This window comes from Hoskinsella mucinilytica, assembly GCF_045223415.1.
Taxonomy (GTDB): Bacteria; Bacillota_I; Bacilli_A; order Erysipelotrichales; family Erysipelotrichaceae; genus Hoskinsella; species Hoskinsella mucinilytica.
Genome location: NZ_JBEQZJ010000040.1, coordinates 15,679 through 34,803, shown reverse-complemented (window position 1 = coordinate 34,803; position 19,125 = coordinate 15,679). Strand labels below are relative to the sequence as shown.

The 19,125-nt window shown below is 35.6% G+C and carries 21 protein-coding genes and 1 pseudogene; 4 read left to right on the top strand and 18 right to left on the bottom strand.

Annotated elements, in window-relative coordinates:
- From UGRO018_RS13990 to UGRO018_RS13950, 9 genes and pseudogenes are all read right to left on the bottom strand, one after another.
- Window positions 1–375, bottom strand: a pseudogene (locus tag UGRO018_RS13990) (transketolase); the annotation flags it as partial.
- An 11-nt stretch (window positions 376–386) separates the two neighbouring features.
- Complete coding sequence (locus tag UGRO018_RS13985) at window positions 387–1,013, bottom strand: beta/alpha barrel domain-containing protein (RefSeq protein ID WP_416327112.1); 627 nt, start codon at window positions 1,011–1,013, stop codon at window positions 387–389.
- Window positions 1,006–1,509, bottom strand: coding sequence for a hypothetical protein (locus UGRO018_RS13980; RefSeq protein ID WP_416327111.1), 504 nt, complete (start codon window positions 1,507–1,509; stop codon window positions 1,006–1,008). Before UGRO018_RS13980 ends, UGRO018_RS13985 begins: the two co-directional genes overlap by 8 nt.
- A gap of 18 nt (window positions 1,510–1,527) precedes the next feature.
- Window positions 1,528–2,406, bottom strand: a complete 879-nt coding sequence (dapA, locus tag UGRO018_RS13975; RefSeq protein ID WP_416327110.1) for a 4-hydroxy-tetrahydrodipicolinate synthase — start codon at window positions 2,404–2,406, stop codon at window positions 1,528–1,530.
- Window positions 2,403–3,026 (bottom strand): KpsF/GutQ family sugar-phosphate isomerase, encoded by a 624-nt coding sequence (locus tag UGRO018_RS13970; protein ID WP_416327109.1) that lies wholly within the window; start codon window positions 3,024–3,026, stop codon window positions 2,403–2,405. The genes dapA and UGRO018_RS13970 overlap by 4 nt, the downstream gene beginning before the upstream one ends.
- Window positions 3,023–3,790 carry an HpcH/HpaI aldolase family protein gene (locus UGRO018_RS13965; protein ID WP_416327108.1) on the bottom strand — a complete coding sequence of 256 codons (768 nt, stop codon included), beginning with the start codon at window positions 3,788–3,790 and terminating at the stop codon, window positions 3,023–3,025. The genes UGRO018_RS13970 and UGRO018_RS13965 overlap by 4 nt, the downstream gene beginning before the upstream one ends.
- Window positions 3,791–3,847: 57 nt before the next feature.
- Window positions 3,848–5,128, bottom strand: coding sequence for a PTS ascorbate transporter subunit IIC (locus UGRO018_RS13960; protein ID WP_416327107.1), 1,281 nt, complete (start codon window positions 5,126–5,128; stop codon window positions 3,848–3,850).
- Between the two features lie 44 nt (window positions 5,129–5,172).
- Window positions 5,173–5,451 carry a PTS sugar transporter subunit IIB gene (locus UGRO018_RS13955; RefSeq protein WP_416327106.1) on the bottom strand — a complete coding sequence of 93 codons (279 nt, stop codon included), beginning with the start codon at window positions 5,449–5,451 and terminating at the stop codon, window positions 5,173–5,175.
- A gap of 15 nt (window positions 5,452–5,466) precedes the next feature.
- A complete protein-coding gene (locus UGRO018_RS13950; protein WP_463667569.1) occupies window positions 5,467–5,907 on the bottom strand; it encodes a PTS sugar transporter subunit IIA in 441 nt (146 codons plus the stop codon).
- A 418-nt stretch (window positions 5,908–6,325) separates the two neighbouring features.
- On the opposite strand from UGRO018_RS13950, the gene UGRO018_RS13945 reads away from it, so the two are divergent.
- Together UGRO018_RS13945 and UGRO018_RS13940 are read left to right on the top strand one after the other, a co-directional pair.
- Window positions 6,326–8,416: a BglG family transcription antiterminator gene (locus tag UGRO018_RS13945; protein WP_416327105.1), complete on the top strand. Its 2,091-nt coding sequence runs from the start codon at window positions 6,326–6,328 to the stop codon at window positions 8,414–8,416.
- Between the two features lie 148 nt (window positions 8,417–8,564).
- Window positions 8,565–9,284 carry a hypothetical protein gene (locus UGRO018_RS13940; RefSeq protein WP_416327104.1) on the top strand — a complete coding sequence of 240 codons (720 nt, stop codon included), beginning with the start codon at window positions 8,565–8,567 and terminating at the stop codon, window positions 9,282–9,284.
- 24 nt (window positions 9,285–9,308) lie between these two features.
- On the opposite strand, the gene UGRO018_RS13935 is transcribed toward UGRO018_RS13940, so the two are convergent.
- Window positions 9,309–10,073 (bottom strand): TMEM164 family acyltransferase, encoded by a 765-nt coding sequence (locus UGRO018_RS13935; RefSeq protein WP_416327103.1) that lies wholly within the window; start codon window positions 10,071–10,073, stop codon window positions 9,309–9,311.
- Between the two features lie 71 nt (window positions 10,074–10,144).
- Window positions 10,145–11,032, bottom strand: coding sequence for a CPBP family intramembrane glutamic endopeptidase (locus tag UGRO018_RS13930; protein ID WP_416327102.1), 888 nt, complete (start codon window positions 11,030–11,032; stop codon window positions 10,145–10,147).
- 355 nt (window positions 11,033–11,387) lie between these two features.
- Here UGRO018_RS13930 and UGRO018_RS13925 point away from each other — a divergent pair, with 355 nt between their 5' ends.
- Window positions 11,388–11,723, top strand: coding sequence for a hypothetical protein (locus UGRO018_RS13925; RefSeq protein WP_416327101.1), 336 nt, complete (start codon window positions 11,388–11,390; stop codon window positions 11,721–11,723).
- Entirely contained in the window at window positions 11,713–12,285 is a 573-nt protein-coding gene (locus tag UGRO018_RS13920; protein ID WP_416327100.1) for a VanZ family protein, read from the top strand. Before UGRO018_RS13925 ends, UGRO018_RS13920 begins: the two co-directional genes overlap by 11 nt.
- A gap of 74 nt (window positions 12,286–12,359) precedes the next feature.
- Here UGRO018_RS13920 and UGRO018_RS13915 read toward each other — a convergent pair whose 3' ends face one another.
- From UGRO018_RS13915 to UGRO018_RS13885, 7 genes are all read right to left on the bottom strand, one after another.
- Window positions 12,360–13,208 (bottom strand): prephenate dehydrogenase, encoded by an 849-nt coding sequence (locus UGRO018_RS13915; protein WP_416327099.1) that lies wholly within the window; start codon window positions 13,206–13,208, stop codon window positions 12,360–12,362.
- Entirely contained in the window at window positions 13,205–14,467 is a 1,263-nt protein-coding gene (aroA, locus tag UGRO018_RS13910) for a 3-phosphoshikimate 1-carboxyvinyltransferase (protein WP_416327098.1), read from the bottom strand. The genes UGRO018_RS13915 and aroA overlap by 4 nt, the downstream gene beginning before the upstream one ends.
- Window positions 14,467–15,483, bottom strand: a complete 1,017-nt coding sequence (gene aroF, locus UGRO018_RS13905) for a 3-deoxy-7-phosphoheptulonate synthase (RefSeq protein WP_416327097.1) — start codon at window positions 15,481–15,483, stop codon at window positions 14,467–14,469. Before aroF ends, aroA begins: the two co-directional genes overlap by 1 nt.
- Window positions 15,484–15,507: 24 nt before the next feature.
- Window positions 15,508–16,611: a chorismate synthase gene (gene aroC, locus UGRO018_RS13900; RefSeq protein WP_416327096.1), complete on the bottom strand. Its 1,104-nt coding sequence runs from the start codon at window positions 16,609–16,611 to the stop codon at window positions 15,508–15,510.
- A 4-nt stretch (window positions 16,612–16,615) separates the two neighbouring features.
- On the bottom strand, window positions 16,616–17,620 hold the full coding sequence (gene aroB / locus UGRO018_RS13895) for a 3-dehydroquinate synthase (RefSeq protein ID WP_416327095.1): 1,005 nt from the start codon (window positions 17,618–17,620) through the stop codon (window positions 16,616–16,618).
- Window positions 17,621–17,884: 264 nt separating this feature from the next.
- Window positions 17,885–18,394 carry a CPBP family intramembrane glutamic endopeptidase gene (locus UGRO018_RS13890; protein WP_416327113.1) on the bottom strand — a complete coding sequence of 170 codons (510 nt, stop codon included), beginning with the start codon at window positions 18,392–18,394 and terminating at the stop codon, window positions 17,885–17,887.
- Between the two features lie 254 nt (window positions 18,395–18,648).
- The gene (locus UGRO018_RS13885) at window positions 18,649–19,038 is read right to left on the bottom strand and encodes a hypothetical protein (protein ID WP_416327094.1); all 390 of its coding nucleotides are present in this window, start codon (window positions 19,036–19,038) and stop codon (window positions 18,649–18,651) included.
- Window positions 19,039–19,125 lie beyond the last annotated feature (87 nt).

The following is a 19,125-nucleotide window of genomic DNA, read 5'->3' as shown; positions in this document are numbered from 1 at the left end:
TGCCATACCAACAGCTGCGGAGATACCTTGACCAAGAGAGCCTGTAGACATATCCACACCTTCGATATAATGCATATTGGGATGTCCTTGTAATCTGGAATTGATGTGACGAAAAGTAGCCAACTCAGCTTCAGGTAATAGTCCTTTTTCACAAAGCACGGCATATAATAAAGGACTAGCATGACCTTTGCTTAATACAAAACGATCACGATCAATACCGGCTACATTCTTTGATGTAATATCCATTTCTTCAAAATATAAATACGTTACCAGATCAGCGGCAGAAAGAGATCCTCCCGGATGTCCGCTTTGTGCCTGATATACCATTTCTACAATGTGTTTTCTAATGTTTGTTGCATGTTGTTCTATTTTCATAATACCTCTTTCTATCCCTGTAAGGCGGTATCGATGGCATTGCGAATTTTTCTTGCATTTGCGGCGATATCACCACTTGTTCCTTTTGTTAATAGACCACCGAATCCAAGACAGTCAGCCCCCTTGCTGATCCATACCGGGATTTCCTCTAAGCTAACTCCACCACTAGCGAGTATTGGCATATAAGGAATCGGTGTTTTGAATACACTGATCAAGTCAGATCCGTAAAAGTTAGAGATCGGAAAAGCTTTTATCATGGATGCTCCGGCCTCTAAACCTTGTATTGCTTCTGTGATGCTCGTACAACCCGGCATATAAGGTACACAATATCTATTACATGTTTTTGCGACCTCTAGTGATAGATTAGGTGCTATCACAAATTGTGCATCTGCCAAAATCGCAAGACGAGCAGTTTCACTATCTAATACAGTACCTGCACCAACCAGAAGTTGATCTTTATATTTTAAACGTAACGCACGAATGACTTCATTAGCGTTGGGTAAGGTGAAGCTGATTTCCATTACCGGAATTCCACCTTCAATCAAACCATCCGCTATCTCACAAGCACGTTCAATGGAATCACTACGAACGATTGCCATCGCTTTTACTTCATCTAATTTCTGTAATACTTTATACACAAGAGTGCACCTCTTTCTTTTGTTGAAACACTTCCTCTACTTGAAGCTGATGTTTTTTACACCATGCGTTTAAGTTGGAATTGATTTCTTCTAACTGTTGTTTTGCGAAAGGATAATTGATATCGATCAAATATGCTCCACTAGGATGTTCGATATGTTTTCCATGAATCACAAGTTGAATACGATGAGGCATAACCTTTCGTTCTATAAAAGTAATATCCTTGATGTTCATGATCTTACCATCACCACAAGGCATAGCAATTTCCATGTTGGTATCTTTTAGGATACATAATGGTTTATGTTTCATAAAGCGAATCCATGCTCTACCAGTGGCTTTACCAAAAAACCAGCATAATGTTGCGACCAGAAAGATTGAAATAGGATTGAGCGGTAATATGGCAAGCAATACCAAGGCTACCAACAGTAATATCAGATAGCTGCATCCTTTCAGTAATAGATTTGTTCTGTCATAGTGGATCGTATAAGATTTCATCATGATTCCTTCCTTTCTTTCTTACATATGGTAATACGCAAGCATTTCTTTTACTTTAGCGGTAGTTTCTTCACTACATGGACAAACCGGATAACGAGCATCCCCTACAGGGATTCCAGCAAGATGTACAGCTTTTTTCAGAATAGATGGAACCGTACCAAGCTTTAATGCACTACGTAGAGGCTCTATTTCTGATTGATAATAAGACGCTTTTTCCATGTCACCCTGTAGGAAACAATCATAGATAGCGACATCAATATCTGTTAATAAATTACTTGTTCCGGCGACTGCTCCAACAGCGCCCATTTTGAATGCTTCTAACATTTTAGAATCTGAACCAATCAATACTTCAAAGTCATGATGGTTTGCGACATCTAGATAATCCTTTAGGTTATCCATGTTACCTGAAGAATCTTTGATTGCGATTATGTTTGGAATGCCGGCTAATTCTTCAACTACGGCTTTTGATAAATTGATACCTGTACTCTTTGGAATATTGTATAAAATGATGGGTAGCTTCACACTTTCCGCAATCATTTTATAATGTTGAATTAATTCTTCCTCTCTAGGTGCGATAAAGTATGGGGTAATGACAGATAAAGCATCTGCACCTAATGCTTCCATCTGTTTTGATAATGCAATGACTGCTTTTGTAGAACATCCTCCTGTACCAACATAAACGGGAACACGATGATTTGTTTTTTTGATGACATACTCAGCGAATGCAACTTTTTCATCGTCATCTAATACATGAAACTCTCCGTTGCTGCCAAGGATAAATAACCCTTTGACACCATGTGCAATCAGATGATCGATCAATTGACCTGTTGCTTCATAATTGATATTCTGTTGCTCATCAAAAGGTGTGACAAGCGGTGTAATGATACCTTCTAATTTCATGCGGTTTCTCCTTCCTTTAAGGTTTCCTTAATGCTTTTACCAAGGCTTCCTCCCGGATGCCATTTTACATATTGTTTCGGATTTAGATCTTTTTCATATTGAAGCAGAATACTCAAACACTGTAATACGATGATTTCTGCTAATATAGAAGAACGAGGTGGTTTATTCAAATTATCCCCTTCCTGTTTCACACCGGCAAACAATGATGCATCTCCTTGTTTGGATAGCCAAGATTCAGGATTTCCTGTGACGGAAATAATTTTTGCGCCATTACGTTTTAATGTTTCCACGGTTGCCTTAAGTTCAGATGTTTCACCGGAATTGCTGATGGCGATAACGACATCACCTTCTTGTACTTGTCCGCTACTTCCATGAACTGCTTCTGTACCATGTAACTCATAAGCAGGTGTACCTGTAGAAGATAATAAGCTTGCGATATATCCGGCTACATGTCCTGGTTTACCGATTCCTGTTACATGAACTCGATTTTTGTTTTTCTCTGCGTTTAAGATTAAATCTCTAGCTTGAATTAATGCTTCATCATCTATTGTTTCAATAAAAGCATTTAACTCACTAGACTCTATCGTTAAGAATTGTTTGATTTGTTCTTGTTCTTTCATTTTCTATCTCCTATCATATCTTCATACATATTGACAGCTTGTTTGATACCATCTTTTAACAAATTGGTATCGATGGCAGATAGAAACAAGTCAATATGTTGTTTGAAATATTGTAATAATGCTGTACCACCAATGATACCAAAAGCTATATGATGATGAATACATGCTTCCATTACTGAAGTGATCAAAGCAATTTCCTTAGGATGCATGACATTGTCTGGATTATCCATGGAAATACCCAAATCACAAGGACCTATCATGATTGCATCTAATCCTTTTACTGAGAGGATTTCTTCTATATGTTCTACACCTTGTAGTGTTTCAATTTGTGCAATCGTTATGGTACGCTCGTTTAACATGTTCATATTTTCTTTGTGATGACCACTTGGACCATAGTTTGTATTCGCTCCTCCGGAATAACTTCGCTTTCCAATAGGTGGATATTTACTCCAGTCCACAAGTTTTTGCGCTTGTTGTTTGGTTTCGATCATAGGAACCATGACTCCTGTTGCGCCATAATCTAATATTTGTGAGATGTCTGCCCTAGCTAATTGTGCGACTCTTACGATAGAGGGAAGTTCTATTTGATTCCCCAATATCATAAGGTCATGTAACGTTCGATAAGGTAGTACACCATGCTCACAATCATAAAATACAAAGTCCATGCCACATTGTTTTGCCATGCAAACGATGGCAGGATTCTCGACGATCTTAATGAGTAGTCCTTTTTGCGGTGACTGTCTCATAGCTGTTTTTAATGTCATAGATTCTCCTTAAAAATAAGAACAAGGAAGCAATCCTTGTTCTTAACGTTTTATTGATTAAGCAAAGATGCTTAAGACTTTGTGCAACAATGCACCGATGATATTGTAATCTACGTTCGGGAAGGATGCACCGGAAATTCCTAAGTCGGCAAATGCAGGATATAGGATCAATGGAAGTGCAGTTAATGCAATACCAACAATGAAGCTACCTACAAGAGCACCTTTCCATCCGCCATAAGCGTTACCAAATACACCACAAGTACCACCAGAGAAGAAGCAGATACCGGCAGCAGGAATCATAATGGTTTCACTACCCATCATAACCATACCTGCCATTGCGACCAAACCACCTAAGAAAGAACCGACGAAACCAATCAATACAGCTGTTGGTGCAAATGGGAAGATTGCAGGACAGTCAACTGCTGGTTTAGAGTTTGGAATATATTTTTCAGAGATTGCAACGAATGCAGCAGTGATTTCAGCGATAAACTGACGAACACCATAGATCAATACACTCATACCTGCAGCAAATTGAAGAGCTTGAAGGAATGGATAGATAAACCAAATGTCATTTCCTGCTTTTTCTAATACAAAGTCCATGTGACCATTTACAACACAAGCAATAACAGCAATATAGAATAAGATGACCATAAACAATGCGATAGAGAAGATAAAGTCACGGAATAATTCAAAGAATTTAGGCATTTTTACGGTACTTGCATCTTTGTGTTCTTTATTGCCTTTTGAGAATAATTTCCCTACATATCCTGAGAAGGCATATCCGATACAGTTGAAGTGACCAATTGCCAAATTATCAGCACCAATGATCTTGTTCATGAAAGGTTGACACATAGAAGGAAGTGCTGCACCACAGAAACCTAAGATGATACCTCCACCAATGACGGTAACTGGCATTGGAAGACCACTTGAGATAAAGACTAATGCCAATACACATGCAAAGTATAAGAAGTGCTGTCCAGTTAAGAAGATAGCTTTAAATCTCGTGAATTTTGCGACAAGCAAATTGATAACGAAACCAAGTAACATAACCATAGCTACTTCTGTACCATACGTATTTAAGGCAAGTCCGGTTGCGACTTCCACCTGTGTGGTAACACCATTGATACCAAATCCTGTATTAAATAAATCATTGAAAGTTGTGATAACTGCAGACATTGCGTTGGAACCAATATTGAAAACCATAAACCCTATTACTGTTTTCATTGTTCCACTCATAACATCTGTTGCAGATTTTTTCTGTAACAATAAACCGATTAATGCGATCAAACCCATAATTAGCGCAGTATTTCTGGATTGCGCTAGTATTGCATCTAACATAATATTCTCCTCTCCTAGTTATTTTCTATACGTTCTATTTATCCCTATTTTTTTGTAGCAAGAAATGCTTCCATTTTTTCTTTCATTTCTGCTTTGTCCATAATGTTACGGATGCCTAATGCATATGGCACTTTATCGTGCAATTCAGTTGCTAGATCATCCATTGTGATGACAAGATCCCCGCTAAATCCCATTAAGGAATCTAAGTTTCCATGTTCTGTTTGAATTGGATAATCATTTTCTTTGATTACCTGATCAGCTTTGATTTTTAATAACATACTGGAACCCATACCAGCACGACAACATACTAGAGCTTTGTACATATCTTTTTTTCTCCTTTACTTATTTAAGTAGTTCATTACTTCCATAGGATCGTTTGCCCCATCCAACATGTCGAAGAATTCTTTTTCTTCAAACAGGCCAGCCATCTCAGCCAGTGCATTCAGATGTTTGATATTATCTGTAGCACTCAATGTGAACATGTATTTCACAGGGTCGTTGTCTTTGTTGCCAAATTCTATTGGATGTTTTAATGTCGCAATTCCGATGGCACTTTCTAATGCGCCGGCTTCAGGTCTTGCATGAGGCAAAGCGACATGTTTGGTAATCACGATATAGGGTCCCATTTCCAAGACACCATTGATGATTTCATCCACATAGCCAGGCTTGACTTTGTTGTTTTCTACAAGTGGGGCAGCTGCTTTCCGGACAGCATCCTGCCAGTCATCCGCTTCGATATTCAATCGAATCAAGGATGCATCAGTCATTTCATTTAACAATGCTTTCACCTCCTGAATCATGGTAGGTAAGGTATCGTATCGATCCGTTACCTTTCTACACCCACAGTATAATGCCAAAGTAAAACGCTTTCAATTCTTTTTATATTCAACTTTTGTAGGTGAAGTGAACAAAAATCATACACTGGAGCGGTACATAGAAAGAGACTTTTTTCAAGTAATTGTAAGGTTTATTTTTGTAAGAGCAGATTACAAAAATCACACATGATACTTATGATAACATAAGACGAGTATCTTGCAAGATGTAGATCAATAAGCTATTGATAACTGTTTCATACAATGTCTGATTTTTGTCAACTTCATCTACAGAAATCAGACAATTCTATACTTGCATCTGTTAGCGTTTTCAAATACAATGTAGTTACAGAAATCTTATAATATAGAAAAGGAGGTCTTTCTCATGGATAACGATTTGTTGATATTAACGAGGTTATTACTGAAAAAGTCTTTCCTTACCACGAAAGAAATCGAAAAAGAAACCGGAGCGACTCGAAGACAAATCACATATCGCATGGATAAATTAAACCATATGTTAGAGGATCAAGACGTAGCTCCAATTACGATTGCTCATCGTGGTGAAGTCATGATAGAATTAGAAACCAAAAAGACCTTAAAAGCATTATTGGCACAGGCAAAGGAAGATAAATATTATGTGATGAATAAAAAAGAACGTATGATTTATCTGTATCTAATGTTATTTTTAAATCTTCCTGATGTATCACAAAGTGATATTGTGGATGCACTGAAGGTAAGTCGATCTACTGCATTACTTGATTTCAAAGAACTACAACAGGAATTAGCAACCAGTCATATTAAGGTTGAAAATAATCGAACCAGAGGATATTATCTAGTAGGAAGTGAATTGGAAATCCGTCGTTATATGATGGAATTAGTGATTTGTTTTCTTGCGGAAGAACAAAATACGAAGGTATTTGATTTGTTTGTTGATGATTTTCATTTAGATCTTTATGAATATTCTAGATTGGTTATCATTGAATTGGCAGATAAATATCAAATTCGTTTTATAGAAAATCGGTTAACCGAGTTTATTTATATTTTTACTTTATTGAAATTCCGAATGGCAGGGCTTCAACAAGAGGATGAAGAAATTCATAGACTTCAAAGTCTTATCCGTTTAACCAGTATGAAGGAATATCAATTCACAAAAGAATTACTTTCTCATTATAAACATACAGAACATATTTCACTCATTGACCAATATTATATCAGCTCATGGGTACTTGGTATTTCTGTTGGTAATGTAGAAGAGGATACAAGTGATTGTTTGGTAATCGCTGAGATCGTGGAGAAAATGATGCTGCGATTTGAATCCCTTAGTGGAATCCATTATAAGGATAGTGAGGATATTTTCCGTAAGCTTTATTCTCATTTTCGACCAGCTTACTATCGTCTCTTATTTAAGATTCCCATTGTGAATCCCTTAAAGGAAAGAGTAAAAGAAGAATTTCCTGAACTGTTTCAATTAGTAAAAGAAACGATGAAACCGTTCAATGCTTTATTTGGTGAATATATTCCTGATGATGAAATTGCTTATTTGACGATTCATTTTACAGTGATTTATTCTAAAAATCGGGCTAGTGAAGTCATACCAAGAAAAACAGCCTTGATCGTATGTTTAAATGGTATCGGTAGCAGCGCTATTTTGTATAGTGAATTAAGTGATCTATTTCCGGAAATGCACTTTTTACCACCAATGGAATCCAGTAAGGCACTTCATGCGGAAATACAAGCTGATATCATATTCACGACAAGCGATCTGGTAGATATTGATATCCCTGATGTACCTATCGTGAAAGTTTCGCCGGTTATGAATTTTATGGAACGTTATCAGGTCGCAAGAGAAGTTTATTTGTTAATGGGAAATGCAATTACCAAGCAACCGGATATCGATGCAATCCTTGAAATCATTCGTCATCATGCGTCAATCAAGAATGAAGGTCAGCTTCAACAAGAATTACTACGTTATTTTTCTCAAATTGATGTAAAACAAGAGGAGAATGTACAAGGCATTTCTTTGGCTGATATGATGGATCCTTCCATTATAAAATTACATGTAGAAGCAAAGGATTGGGAAGATGCAATTCGTAAAGCAGGTCAGCCTATGATTGATCATCTGTACGTAAAACAAAGCTATATTGATGAGATTATAAGAATTATGAAAGCAGAAGGACCTTATGTTGTCATTACCAAACACATCGCTTTACCACATACCAAACCATCTTCAGGAGCTCTACGATGTGGATTGGGATTGACTGTGTTAAAAGATCCTATTCCATTTGGTAGTAAAGAACATGATCCTATCAAGTATATTTTTACGCTTTCTGCAATTGATAACGAAAGTCATATTACCGCAATGTCGCAATTACTAGATTTATTTAATGATAAGAATTTTTATGAAATCATGAATCACGCAGAAAAAGAAACAGATGTAATGGAATATATCAAAAAACAAAAACACAGGCCTATCTAGAGTATAAATGAGATAGGCTTTTTCATGGGAAGAATCTATTTGAAAACTAATATTAAAAAGCGTTGACAAGCTCGTGAATAAGAGCTAATGTGTAGTTAGGGAAGAGATAATATCCTGAGTGATATCTATGATGATGGAGGTAAATAAGATGAAGAAAGGTTATATTATTCTAAGTGCTATATTAGCAATCTTCATGAGCGGATGTTCATCAAATAATAATACAGATAACATAGCACAAGTAACTATCAATACTGATCGTGATATACAAAAAAATCTAGAAGAAATGGTAAAAGTGGCTCCAATTATTGTTACAGGTTATTATGAGAGCTTAGATTATCGCTCTGTTAATACCTTAGAAAGTACCTCTCTTTATCAGCTTTATGATGAGGGAAGAGTTTATCAATTTCACGTTACTGATCATGTAAAAGGTCAATGTCCGAATAAGATTGAAATCGGACAGAAGTATTCCAGAGAAGTAGCTGTTACTGATGATAATGCTGTAGTTGATGAAAGTGGTCTGATTAAAAAATCTGCGACAGAATCAAATACAAATGTTTATACTGTTTTAGATGGTGATTTTATGGAACCTCAACTAGAAAAAGAATATGTGTTATTTCTAAATGTTGAGCATGAGGGGATTTATTATCCCGGAAGTACACCATTTGTGATTGAATTATCCAATGATACTGCTCAATTAAAAGCTCAATGGCTTAAAGAAGATAACCTAGATTCTCAGACAATAGAAAATGAGGAAGGAAAAAAAGTTACTTTTAACATAGAGTCAAATATAGATACATCTTATCAAGATAATATCACAGGAATGAGTAAATTAGAATTAATACAACAGATTCAGGCATATCAAGAATAGATGAGAGATAGGTTCATGAGGATATCATGGATCTATTTTTTTTGTGATCGCATGCACCAAGGTATGAACAATGAATAAACCGAGTAGCAGGCAAATAAGATAACAAATAATTACCGGAATTCTACCGAGAATAGGTTCAAAACTTTTGAAAACAGGTTGTGATATTGGCTGATAGGGATTGATATAAAACATATTGATATCGCCATAAGTATGAATTAAGATATTGAAACATGTCGCAATACTTGCACTGATAAGAAACCATACTGATACAAAAGAAAAGGAAGAATATGAGGTATCGGCAGTTCTTGAAAAAGCGATATGAAAACCGATAAATAGTAATATAAAATGCCAAAGGAAAGAATGCATGGTTAAGATAACATAGGAGTGCATCATACCTGATGGAAATAGTAATGCCATAAAACCACCTAATAAACAGATATCCATTAACCATGCTTCTGTTTTTCTTTGATTGGATGGCTTTTGAAGGAAGGGAATCCAGATAGAAAGATACATAGGTAAGGAACAAAGTTGAAAGGGAAAGATCCACCAATCATAGGTATGATGATCGCTAATGTAAAAATGAAATAATTGTTTATAAATTTCCGATAGTATCAGTAAGAGTCCTAGTAAGAATAACAGTTTATGATGTGTTTGTAATGATAATTTCCTTGTATGATAGGCAAGAAAGATTGATATAGGAATTCCAATGAATAGCATGCACAAATGAAAAATACCATAAGGTTTTGGTTGATTCATTGTCCAAGCACTCCATTCAAGTATTGTTTCCATTATGATCACCTAAGTTCATTATAAACCATAATCGTAAGATGTATACAAAAAATAGATACTTACTGTATCTATCAGAGGTTTATCATCGCAATCATATTTAATATAAGATAAAAGGATAATAGGATACTGGCCCAATTTGTGAAGAATTCATAAACCTTTGGTGATTCAGGATCCTTTTTTGGTATGCCATGTTTTTTGATATAAGTGATACCTAATACGATAGCACATATTATGATAGCGACGATTATAGCATTTAATAACATGATGTAGATCACTTGTGAAATGACCATAGAGAGAATGCCAACTGTGTTTCCTATGATATGTGTAAGTATCGCAGGATAAATAGATTTAGAACGTAAGGTCATGATACATAGACCGATGGAAAGGAAAAAGGTTGGAATACTCTGGGGAAGATTACCATGGAATAAAGCAAAGACAAGGGAAACGACCAAAATAGAGAATCGATTGCCATACTTTTGAAGTTTGGTAAGCATCATGCCTCGAAAAATAAATTCTTCAAAGATAGGCGCAAAAAGAATGGAATAACCAACATCAAATAACTGATAGATAAAAGAACCATTGGGAGTAAAATCAGGTGTCGCAAATTGCACATAAGAGTGCATCAGGAAAGAAAAGAGTGAAAAGGCGATATCCATTGCCCAAAAGATGCCAAGTGCGAAAACGGCATAGCGTAAGTATACATGCCACGTAAAAGAGGGTTCTGGTTTGTTAAGAGGTAATGTTATTTGAAATTTCTTTGTATAGTGTTGAAGAATAAAGATTGCTGCTGTTACCATACTTAATACCGTTGAAATCATAGCGGTCTCTGTTTCCGGATAATTACATGCGAATAAAATTGTCGCAAATAGAAAAGATAACAATGCAGGTATTAATATATAAATCAATAAAGCAATGCTGATACCTTTCACTTCTTGTTTAAATAGTGTTTTGTCGTTCATAAGATTCCTTCTTTCGTATTTATTTTACATGGTTATATGAGATTTTACAATCGATTTTGTCTTGTATGATTTGACAAAGTCTATACTGAAAGTCTGTTTTACTATAAAATATTATGAACTTGCTATTGTGAGGGGAATGATATCCCATGAAAATAATTGATCATGTTAAGTAGAAGATTGAAAAAACGTGTTGCTATCTATGATATTCCTATTTTATTGGAATTGCTATCGGTGTTGTGGTGTTACGATGGTTTAACTCAAATAAAGTAAGGTGATTTTTACTCATCAAATAATTCTCTTATTGCGGTAGATTTTAAAAAATATGTTAAAATATTTGTGACTGGAGGGTAATAATATGTTAAAAAAGTTAAAAGTTTTATTATTCTTATGTGTTATTTGTGCTAGTATGACATCAATTTCAGCTGCTTCAGAGCTTATGACATGGAGTGGAACCGGTAGTGTAGGAAAAGCAAGCTTACAAAGTTTTTATGGACAAGGACAAACTGCAACTATCTATAACAACATCTATAATGCTTATAATGTTAATGTCGTGCATCAATATGGTTTAGGGGAGCAGACATGGTATTATTCAACTGGTAAAGGATCACAGTATGATATGTATTTTGCTGATGCATATGGTGATACATCTACATACTATAATCCTATGGATATGACTGGTTATGTCAAATAGAAGATTGAAAAAGGTATGCTTATTTGTTATAAGCATACCACTTACAATAGGGTTTAATTATTTAGTAACTATGCATTTATTGGATTATATCAATTATTTTGGTTTTAAAGGATATATAATAAGTTTGTTTATTCAATTATTCTTGTGGTATGAAATCTTAGTTTTCTTTTTTGATAAGTTAGAAAAAACCGATAAATATATGATTACTATCATATATTATCTTTTATTCTTATGTTGCATGTTTGCACGTCCTTATCAGAATGAAGCTATTGTTAATTTAAATCCTTTAGATATCATTAATCAATTCAATAATTGGCATGATATTGTGATTGTTATATTTAATGTAGGTATTTTTATTCCACTGATAACTATTCATAGCTTTTTCGTTGCAAAGGTAAAGATTAATGTGTTGATCTGTGTCATACTTTCTTTTGTGATAGAAATATTACAGGTTATATTTCATAGAGGGATATTTGATATCTGTGATATTCTTTTCTATTTTATTGGAATTGCCATCGGTGTTGTGGTGTTACGATGGTTTAACTCAAATAAAGTAAGATGATTTTTCTGAAGTTCTTTCTTAGATAAAAAAGCAACAAACTTCATCGTGATATCAAGGGATGAAGTTTGTTGCTTTTACTTATCAAATAGTTTTCTTCTTGCGGTAGATTGAATAAATAATTCCTTTAATCCCTCTACATCATTGTTTAATAATTTAGATTTTAGGTTATCTACCTCTTTTGTGAAGGCATCGATTTCTCGAATCAGGTTTTCTTTGTTAAGGAAGAATACCTCGCTCCAAAGGTTTTCATTGATTTTTGCGATACGAGTCAGATCACGAAAGGAATCTCCTGTATATTCTACCAAATGAGTATTATCATTTGTATTCATCAACGATACGGCGATAGCATGCGTTAGATGTGATACAAAACCAATCATTTCATCATGTTGTTCAACACTTAACTCTGAGATATTACTAAAGCCTAAGATAGAAGCAAATTGCCGTAAGGTATCGATTGCTTCTTTTGTGTTTTTCTCTGTTGGGAGAATGATGAAATTTGCGACATGGAAAATGGCATCATCTGCGAATTTTACACCGCTGACTTCTTTACCTGCCATAGGATGAGAACTACAATATTCGACATCATCTCGTATCATCGTTTGAATTGGTTTTACAACACCGGTTTTCACACTTGCAACATCAGTGATCAGGGCACCTGGTTTGAAATATTTTTGGTATGTGGCGATCCAATCTACACTCATATTCGGATACAGTCCTATAATGATGATATCAGCTTCTTGGATCAACTCGATATCAAAGGTAGAACCTCGATCGATGATATCATGTTTCAATGCATAATCAATGCTTAATTGATTGATTTCTATGGCATCTACATGATAACCGTTTTTTTTCAATCCCATTGCATAGCTTCCACCAATCAATCCCAATCCAACGATCAGAAACTTTGTATCTTTTGAAATCATTGTATTTCCACCTTTCCATGGAGCTTTTTGATATCTTCGAAGAAGGAAGGATAGCTCTTATGAATGGCTTGCGCTTCTTCGATCGAACCACCTGTTGTACTACATAATAATGCGACCGTTAGAGCCATGACGATACGGTGATCATTATGACCTGATAACTCATCCATACATGCATATTGATTTTTTCCGGTGATAAAGATTTCTCCTTCTGTAGAGCTGATATCCACACCGAATTTGTGTAACTCGTCTTCCATTGCCTGAATGCGATCACTTTCTTTGATGCGTAATCGCTCAGCGTTATGAATCGTTGTATTTCCTTTTGCGTACATTGCCAATACAGTTAAGATCGGTCCTAAATCAGGACAATTCGCAAGATCGATATCACATCCATGTAGCTCGCTTTTTGCGATATGATACCCATCTTCTATTTCTTCAATGGTTGCGCCGAAATCTCTTAAAATTTGTAAGATGGCTTTATCTCCCTGACGTGATTCGTGGCGTAAGCCAAGAATATTCAGATCATGATTTAATGCCGCAAGAACCGCAAAGAAAGCAAGTTGAGAAAAATCGCCTTCAATACGATAATCTTTTGCTTGATAGCTTTGATTTCCCGCAATATACAAGGTCGTATCATCCTCATAGGAAACCTTTACGCCAAAATATGCAAGCATTTCTAATGTTAAATCAACATAAGAACGTGATTCAAAAGGCTCTATGATGTGAATTCTGCTATCTTGTGGTAATAAAGGTAAGGTGAACAACAGACCACTGATGAATTGGGATGAAATATTACCTTGTATGGTATAATCTCCAGATTTTAAAGACTGTTCGATATGAATTCCTTGTTCATCTTGTATAAAAGGCAATCCTTGTTCATGGAATATGTCTTGATAAACTTTTTGCGGACGTTGCATCAATCTTCCGGCGCCGGTGAAGGTCAAGGGCTGGTTACATAAGGAAAAGATAGGGATGAAAAAGCGTAAGGTTGAGCCGGATTCATTACAGAAAACTTCTTTCTCATGAGAATGAAATTCCTGAATACCCTTGATGATCACTCGATGTTCCTCTTTTGTGATCTTTGCGCCAAGACATTGCATACCTTCGATGGTTGCTAAAATGTCCTTTGAGTAATCTACATTATCGATGATACTGGTTCCTTTCGCAAGAGAGGCACTTATGATAGCTCTGTGAGCCATGCTTTTACTTGGCGGTATGGTAACACAGCCGGAAACTTTAGAAGGTGTGATCTTAGCCTTCATTACATATCCCTCCCGATCACCTCGGCGATTTTCTTTCCTTTACGAATGACTTCCTTGAACTTTTCGGGTTTCAATGATTGTGCACCATCACTCCATGCACATTCCGGACAATCATGTACCTCAATGATCAATCCATCAGCACCTGCTGCGATTGCTGCTAAGGATGCACTTTCTACCAATTCCCAGTCTCCGGTCGCATGGCTTGGATCAATGATGATCGGCAAGTGTGTTTTCTTTTTAATGATAGGTACAACACTTAGATCCAAAGTATTTCTTGTGTATGGTTCAAAGGTACGGATACCACGCTCACACAACATGACATTCGGATTACCCTCGGACATGATGTATTCTGCACTCATGATCCATTCTTCAATGGTATTTGCCAGTCCTCGTTTTAATAGAACCGGTTTTTGCGTTTTACCTACAGCTTTTAATAAATCAAAATTTTGCATATTTCTAGCACCGATTTGAATGACATCTACGTATTTCACGAATTCATCCAATTTATCTGCGCTCATCAACTCGGTAACAATAGGAAGACCGGTTTTTTCTCTGGCTTCTGCCATTGCCAGAATACCTTCTGTTCCCATACCTTGAAATGCATAAGGACTTGTTCTAGGCTTATAAGCACCGCCACGAAGCATGACAGCACCGGCATCTTTTACTTCTTGTGCAAGACGACAGATCATATCTTTTCCCTCTACGGAACAAGGTCCTCCAATGACAACCAATTTTTCACGTCCGCCGATTTTAATACCGTTGACATCTACGACAGTATCCTCGGGATGAAACATCCTACTTGCCTTTTTATATGGACTGGAAACACGAACAACGCTTTCTACATGAGGATTTGCCTCAATTCGTTTCGGATCGATTTGAGAAGTATCTCCAACGACACCAAATACATTGTAGTTTTCTCCAATACTTTCATGAATTTTTAATCCACGGTCTTTTAATGTCTTCATGACATTTTCAATATCTTGTTTTGTTGCATCTTTCTTCATTGTGATAATCATACGATGTTCTCCTTTTCTTTATATTTATTTTTGACGCATAGAAAGAGTTGCTTCTCTTTCCATCATAAGATCTAAAATACCAAGTGCTAATACACTATCCACAACAACTCGAGCACGATGAATGATCGCTGGATCATGTCTACCCTCAATGTTTAGCTTCACAGCTTCATGAGTTTCTTTATCTATCGTATCTTGTTGTTTATAAATTGATGGCGTAGGTTTTACGACCGTTCTGATCGTGATCGGCATTGCATTGCTGATGCCACCATTGATACCTCCATTATGATTGGTTTTTGTTTTGACAGATCCATCATAATAGATCGCATCATTTGCTTCACTACCATACAAGTCACTGAAACCAAAGCCTAATCCAAATTCTACTCCTTTGATTGCCGGAACAGCGAACAATAGATGAGATAATCTACTTTCTATGGAATCAAACATTGGTTCTCCGATACCTGCCGGCATGTTGATAATGACACTTTCCAAAATACCTCCAACACTATCTCCATCATTGGCGGCTTCTTCGATTAACGCAATCATTTCCTTTCCTTTTTCTTCGTTTATGATCGGAAATGCACGCTCATTGACCATAGCGATTTCTTTTAGAAGCGTATCTTCATCATTAGAAAATCGAGCTTCTTCGATACGATTACATTTTTGAATATGTGTCGCAATCTGTATCCCTTTTTCATTTAAGATCTGCATTGCGATTGCTCCTGCCGCAACAAGTGGAGCAGTTAAACGACCACTGAAATGACCACCACCACGATAGTCTTGATAACCAAGATATTTCACATCAGCGGTGTAATCCGCATGAGAGGGACGTAATCTGTTTTTTGTTTTTTCATAATCCTTACTTTGTGTGTTTGTATTATGAATTAGAATCGTTAATGGTGTACCTGTGGTATAACCTTGAAAGAAGCCACTTACGATATGAAGTTCATCCGCTTCTTTACGTTGGGTACTGATTCTTCCCTTCGCTTTTCTTTTCTCCATCATCCCTTGAATGAAATCCATATCTAAATGGATACCGGGTGCTAATCCATCTATGACAACACCGATTTCCTCGCCATGGCTTTCTCCAAATAGAGAAATAGTTAAATGATTTCCAATACTATTTTTCATAACCTTATCCTTTCAATAATGCTTTTACATCCTCAAGCTTCATGTCTTCTAATTCAGCTTTTCCTATTTCTTTCACTTTCACAACAGTGACTTTTCCATGACTTGCTTTTTTATCATTACACAACAAACCATACACGCTATCCACATCGAAGGCGACGCTTTCCTTAATGCCAAACTTACGATAAATATTCAAAACTCTTTGTTTGACTTCTTCATCGTCTATAAAATATAACATACCCATTGCGACACATTCTCCATGCAGATAATCACTTAAGTGATAATAGCTTTCAATCGCATGACCGATCGTATGTCCGAAGTTTAATATCTTGCGTAAGTTTTGTTCTTTTTCATCCTTTTCTACTACATCTTTTTTCACATAAAGCGATTTTTCAATCACGCTGTCTATATATTGATCGATATCTTCTTTTTCAAATAGTTCAAATAAAGAAGCATCATAAATCAAACCTGCCTTTAAAGCCTCGATCAATCCATTGATATAATGACGCTTTGGAAGGGTCTTAAGTGTATCCGAATCAATGATGACTTTCTTTGGTTGATAGAAAGTACCGACGATATTTTTTACTTCCGCTAAATTGATTGCAACCTTTCCACCTATGCTACTGTCAATTTGTGAAAGTGTAGTCGTAGGGATCTGTATAAAATCGATACCTCTCATATAACTTGCGGCAACAAAGCCACTCAAATCACCGACAACACCTCCACCCAAGGCGATGATGCAATCCTTTCTTGAAAACTGTAGATGCATCAATTCCTCACATATCTCACTGAATACGGAAAGACTTTTAGAATCCTCCCCTTGTGGAATGACATGAAGATATCCTTCTTGGCATTGTGCCAGAACACTGGTAGCATATTCCAATGGTACCCCATCATCAGTAATGACCATAATTTTACGATTTAGGTCTACAAGATCCTTAACCTTGGATAAGGCACCATGTTCTAATACGATGTCGTATCCGTTTTCTTTTAAATCTACATGTATCATCATTTCTACATCCTCCTTTGGTTTCTTAATAAAAAAAGCATCAATCAATCGACGGATGCTTTTGTGTACTCGCTATAAAGGAAAAAAGAACCATGCATATCATATGGCTTTATAACGAACTATCTAAAGTAATAATATCCTTTGTTATGCATAGTAATCACTCCCAAGTGCCTATATCATACGATATTTTTTTCGAAATTACAAGAAAAAAACTCAAATATATGAAAAAAATTTCATCCATTGAAAGAAAATGTAAATAAGAAGATATCATGATGCAATATTTTTGATCTTTTTTATTCTATCAAAGAACCATGTTCTATTCTCAAACAGTATGAAAAAGACAAGCAATATAAAATAGTCAAACATTCGATGAATATTAAAAAAATTAAAAATATTTGATAAACAATGCATTATAGTAATTTCATAAATAAAGTGATGATGAAGATAAAAATAACAAAGAATCAATCCAATCATAAAACGAAAAAGCATAGTAGTCCAGAAAAAAATAGATATGGATGTTAGTTCCTCTGGAAAGATATAATGAACCAGTGTAAATAAAACAGAGCTTATTATAACTTTGCTTTTGGTTGAACCTTGAAGCTTTGTCAAAAACAGATAGCGAAACACATATTCTTCATTAAAGGCTTGAATCAATAGCCAATAGATAAATGATATCAGTAGTAGAGGAGGTAGTTGACTTGCGTTTTGATAAATATAAAGAAATGTAAATAAAATACAGATAATTATATATAGAAATGGACGTTTCCAATTCTTCATTGAGAATAGTTGAAGAAGTTCTTGTTTCTTATTTTTTTGAAATATAAACAATAAGATAAAGGTAAGTGGCACAAAAGAAGTGATCTTTGTATAAGAACATACTCCGTTAACTATTACTGCACCAATGGAAGCTAAAAGGATGAAACAGTTAAGTTTTCTTGTAGATTTAGATGATTCCATAAGATGATGTTCCTTTCTTTAAACGATAAAACATTGATGGGAATCTATTTAGACACTCATCAATGTTTTGTGATTTATATCATTTCAATATAATATCCGGATACCGTACCTGTATATGTTCTAGAGTATGCTAAATGGCCACTACTTGTATAGTAATCAACAATAGTTTTATACTTATATTTGGTAGAATATTGGCGATAAGAATAAGCTTTAGAAATGTTGTAGGTTATACTCCCTCCCCAAGGAGAGGCTGCTCCAAGTATGGTAGTTTCGGTTTTTGTAATTGTTTTCACAAATTGATGTGGTCCAATATCTTGAAAGGTTTGACTTCTAACTACAGCATGATCCATAGTTGCATCACGTGTTTCTATTGAATAAGGATCATTTGTTTCCTCAGCATGGATGGATGATCCTGCTCCAAATAATAAAGTTAAACATAAAACAGATGTGATAATTTTTTTCAAAGTAATCTCCTCCTTACATCATTGTTTATGATGTCTTATTGGAAACTCAGCATAGAACAGGCAAACTATGCATCTCTATTGCCTGAT